The organism is Zooshikella ganghwensis DSM 15267 (assembly GCF_000428585.1).
GTDB classification, from domain to species: domain Bacteria; phylum Pseudomonadota; class Gammaproteobacteria; order Pseudomonadales; family Zooshikellaceae; genus Zooshikella; species Zooshikella ganghwensis.
This window is the reverse complement of record NZ_AUAF01000227.1, coordinates 1-4946: the sequence shown is the minus strand read 5'-3', so window position 1 is coordinate 4946 and position 4946 is coordinate 1. Positions and strand designations below refer to the sequence as shown.

General features: G+C 40.3%; 3 protein-coding genes and 1 pseudogene. 3 read left to right on the top strand and 1 reads right to left on the bottom strand.

What is annotated here, in order from left to right:
* Nucleotides 1-262 (top strand): ISAs1 family transposase (locus tag F607_RS0124580; RefSeq protein WP_027710160.1); only part of this gene is annotated, 262 nt, incomplete at its 5' end.
* A 74-nt stretch (nucleotides 263-336) separates the two neighbouring features.
* Here F607_RS0124580 and F607_RS0124575 read toward each other — a convergent pair.
* On the bottom strand, nucleotides 337-2178 hold the full coding sequence (locus F607_RS0124575) for a histidine kinase (protein ID WP_038292195.1): 1842 nt from the start codon (nucleotides 2176-2178) through the stop codon (nucleotides 337-339).
* Between the two features lie 521 nt (nucleotides 2179-2699).
* On the opposite strand from F607_RS0124575, the pseudogene F607_RS31675 reads away from it, so the two are divergent.
* Together F607_RS31675 and F607_RS0124565 are read left to right on the top strand one after the other, a co-directional pair.
* Nucleotides 2700-4658: pseudogene (locus tag F607_RS31675) on the top strand (nitrate reductase subunit alpha); the annotation flags it as partial.
* Between the two features lie 97 nt (nucleotides 4659-4755).
* Nucleotides 4756-4946: transposase (locus F607_RS0124565; RefSeq protein WP_027708116.1), on the top strand; the 191-nt coding region annotated here is incomplete at its 3' end.

Here is a 4946-nt window from a genome sequence, read left to right as displayed (position 1 = left end):
ATTGCCAGCAAAAGAGGTTAGTGAAATGATCCAACATCACTGGCAAATTGAAAACAGCTTGCACTGGAGTTTGGATGTTGCATTCAGAGAAGATGATAGTCGAATTCGTAAAGGACATTCAGCTGAAAATATGTCTAGAATTAGGCAGATAGCACTTAATATTCTTAAGCAAGATAATACTTATAAAATTGGAATAAAAAATAAGAGACTCTCTGCTGGTTGGGATCATGAATATTTAATGAAGCTAATTTGTTCGGTGTAAATTTATATGCGATTGCCCTGCCTATAGCCTGCTTTGAGAGTACACTTTCTCAAAGCAGGCTATAAAGCACCACATCAACCCTTTTCCTGAAGGCAAAATGGTATAAACTCAAAGAAAACACCCGTTCCTCCTTGCTCTAACCGCTTAACCTCCAACACACCTTTTAAATGCCGACTGCGTTCTCTCATGATAGCCAAACCATAATGATTTAATTTTTCAGGAGATTCACTAATTCCCACCCCATTGTCTATCACAGAAATTTTTATATGTTGATCATCATTAACAACCAACGACACCAATAATTTATTGCCTAAAGAATGATGTATTGCATTTTGCATCGCCTCACGAATCAGTTGCAAAAGATGAATTTCTTCATTCGGCGTAAGTGGTAAATGTTGTATCTGATAATCCAGTTGAACTTCAAAGCCAGCATGTTGGTCGTAAGTCTGCTTCACTGTTTGAGCTAAAGCCGCCTGTAATCCTTTTTCTGGAATCTGCAATCGAAATGTTGTTAGCAACTCCCGAAGTTGTTGGTACGCAGAGGTAATACCCTCTCGCAGCTCAATGACAATATCACTGATATGAGAAGGCTGCTCCTCCGTTGGCAAAGCGCGTTTTAACCGAGTAACCTGAATCTTTAAATAAGATAACGCCTGTGCTAAAGAATCATGTAACTCACGAGCAATCACTGTTCGTTCATTCATTAACGCTATACGTCGCTCCTGGTATAATTGACCTCGCAAGCTAAGTGCCACCGCAACCTGACTGGCAAATGAATTGATTAATTGCTCTTCCCAGGGTTGTAACTGACGATTTTCACTCATAGTAAACACTAATACGCCATAATTATTACCATCTTTTATTAAAGGAAATCGCACTTTGGTACAACCATCTTTTGATGAGAGGGTCAGTTCTGAATGCATGCATTCATCGCAATCTAAAGGAAGACAAGCACTTTCATTCGTATGTGTCTTATAGTGTTCGTAGGGAATTTGCGCATCTATCGTTTTTAAACAAAGATCAATAGCATTCACATTAATAATTCTTGCCAAGCTTTCCAGCCACTGCTTGAAAAAATTGTGGCCTTCACTTTTCTCATTAATGTCTCGTGCAACCTGATACAAAAAATTTAATGACTGATTACTTTGATTTAATGCTTTAGTCTTAGCTTCAACACGTTGTTCTAATTTAGTGTACATTTGAGAAATATCGACACACATTTTATTTATTGTTTTAGCCAACAATCCCAACTCATCATCATGACTTACTTTGATATTTTGAGAAAAATTACCCAAGCCTATTTTATGCGCACAATGAGTTAGATGCTGTAAAGGCAGCACAACATGTTGCTGAAAAATTTTTACTGAAAAATAGGCTAAACATGTTGTTGCAAACAACGCTATAATCTGAACCAAACGTAATGTATCTATTTTCTTTTCCGCCAGCCGTTGATACAAATGTACGAGCTTATCAATTTCTACCACAAAGCTTTCTATTTTATGTTGCAAAAAATTTAGTTGTAATGAGTTCCAAGAATAAGTCTCTTTCTCAATTTGCTTTTTGATATCCGAGAACCACTGCTGCTTCACAACCTGATACTGTTTACTGAGTGCTGTCGTTTCTCCCCTAACCTCCTGTAATAAAGCAGGTGCCGTCAAACTGCGACTAAACTCCTCTATAAGTGGATAGACTGACTGACTGGTTTGACGCTCTATTGCATTACGCATAACCAGATTCAATAACCGATAACTTTGCATACGTAATGAGCCGGCTATATTGACAGCAGCTGCATCCTGATCAGTACTTTCTGAAATAAAATAGGAGGAAGATATTGTGATAAGCGTCAGCATCACTAACATCACCATGAGTGCACCCATGCGAAAAGTGATCGATTTTCTTAGTTTCTGCAGTATCATGTGATTTCCTATTTACGTGACACGAGTACCTGCCGCAAAGAGCGTTTGGCTTCTATACCATTCGCTATGGGTATATGACAAAGGATATACCACCAAAAAACCACTAGCCGCTCGTTACATTCATTTTCTGACTCAAATTTCGAGTCAACCACTTGAATTCACTTAAATTGAATAACTGTACCCTACCTATTATGGGGTATAACGCCATAGCCATTAATTTTCAGCCAATAAACTCTTTTGACGTATATCAACTTCTTACTTAACTAGCCCCATACAATCACAGTTATATTGTTGCTCAGGGATAAAAATAATTATTTAAAAAGTCAGCGACAGGTAGACACAATACCTGACTTTCATTGTTTATAAAAAACTTAATAACTAACCGTAATGCCGTTTTTTTTAGTACTCAAAAAATTAATAACACCGCCAATATATCAGCCAAGCAATGAGTCCATTTATTTTTGCAGGTGGCGATATATACCTTGGAATGACGTTTTAAGCCTGCCGTTGAGGAGTTCAGAATGAGCCATTTTCTTGACAGGTTACTGTTTTTCAAACAAAAAAAATCAACATTTGCGAATGGTCATGGTGAAACCAGCACCGCCAATCGCCAGTGGGAAGATGGTTACCGTCGTCGTTGGCAACACGATAAAGTTGTTCGATCTACACATGGAGTAAACTGTACAGGGTCTTGTAGTTGGAAAATCTATGTTAAAGATGGCCTTGTCACATGGGAAACTCAGCAAACTGATTACCCAAGAACTCGACCTGACCTGCCAAACCATGAACCTCGGGGCTGCCCTCGCGGAGCCAGCTATTCATGGTATATGTATAGTGCAAACCGTCTCAAATACCCTAAAATTCGCAAACAATTATTACAACTTTGGCGCGATGCATTAAACCAGCATTCTGACCCTGTTAATGCCTGGCAAAGCATTGTCGAAAATCCCAGCTCTGCAAAAAGCTATAAGCAACAACGAGGTATGGGTGGGTTTGTGCGTGCCAGTTGGGAAGAAGTCAATACCCTGATTGCTGCCGCTAATGTCTACACGGCCAAACAGTATGGTCCTGACCGTATCACAGGTTTTTCTCCTATCCCTGCTATGTCTATGGTCTCCTATGCAGCGGGTGCACGCTATTTGTCACTTATTGGTGGCAACTGTCTTAGTTTTTATGATTGGTATTGTGACTTACCTCCTGCGTCTCCTCAGATATGGGGTGAACAAACTGATGTACCTGAAGCCGCTGACTGGTATAACGCTAACTATATTATTGTCTGGGGTTCTAACGTTCCTCAAACGCGCACCCCAGATGCCCACTTTCTTACTGAAGTTCGCTATAAAGGCACAAAAACCTGTGTCATCACATCTGATTACTCCGAATGCTCAAAATTTGCCGACAGTTGGCTAGCACCTCGACAAGGAACAGATGCTGCGTTAGCAATGGCCTTTGGGCACGTTATTTTGAAAGAGTTTCACTTACAGCAACCCAGTACCTATTTTTCAGACTATGTTAGACGTTATACCGATATGCCAATGCTGGTTATTCTCGATGAATATAAGCAGAATGATAAACCAGCATTGATTCAAGGTCGTTTTTTAAGAGCATCTGATTTAGCGAATAATTTAGAACAGAAAAATAATCCTGAATGGAAAACCGTAGGTATTGATCAGTATACACAGCAAATCGTAACACCCAATGGTTCTATCGGTTTTCGCTGGGGAGAGCAAGGCAAATGGAATATTGAACCCACGAATAGTCAAACAGGTCAGCAAACGACATTATTATTAAGTTTGAAAAACCGTCACGACGAAATTGCTGAGGTTTTATTTCCTTATTTTGGTGGCCAACAACACGAACATGGTTACTTTCAACATACTCAGCATGAAGAGCTGCTTGCCAGAAAAGTCCCTGTTAAAAGTGTCACCTTAGCGGATGGCAAGCAAGTCAAAGTTGCAACCGTGTTTGATTTAAGTGTAGCCAATTATGGTATTGATAATGGTTACCACGATGAGAACACTGCCAGTGACTATGACAGTGACATTCCTTACACCCCCGCCTGGCAAGAAAAAATTACTGGTGTCCCTCGAGCAGATGTCATTCGCATCGCAAGAGAGTTTGCACGTACAGCAGATAAAACCCAAGGTCGCTCAATGATTATTGTGGGGGCTGCATTAAACCACTGGTATCACATGGATATGAATTACCGTGGTCTCATTAATATGCTGATGCTGTGTGGCTGTGTGGGGCAAAGTGGTGGAGGTTGGGCACATTATGTAGGGCAAGAAAAACTTCGACCACAAACTGGCTGGCTACCTCTGGCATTTGCTTTAGACTGGCAGCGTCCACCTCGTCAAATGAATGGTACTTCCTTTTTTTACAATCATTCTGACCAGTGGCGTTACGAAAAACTTCAGATGTCAGAAGTAGTGTCTCCCTTAGCCGATCCCCAAAAATGGCAAGCATCGATAATAGACTTTAAGGCTCTATATGGATTCCTAGGGGGTAGCATATAATACAACCAAAGATGTATTATGCACGTCTATTTGGGTAAATTAAGTCAGTAATAAGCAAAGAATGATCAATATCAAACAACTGGTAAATGATGAGCAATGCTACCAGTTTATTCGTCAGAGACGTTGGCCTGATGGCGTCAGCTGCCCTCACTGCCAGTCTCAACAAGTAGAAGGCAATGGTAATCATCAAAAGCAAATTGCCCGAAAACGTTATCGCTGCCTAGCGTGTCATCGGGGATTTGATGACCTAAC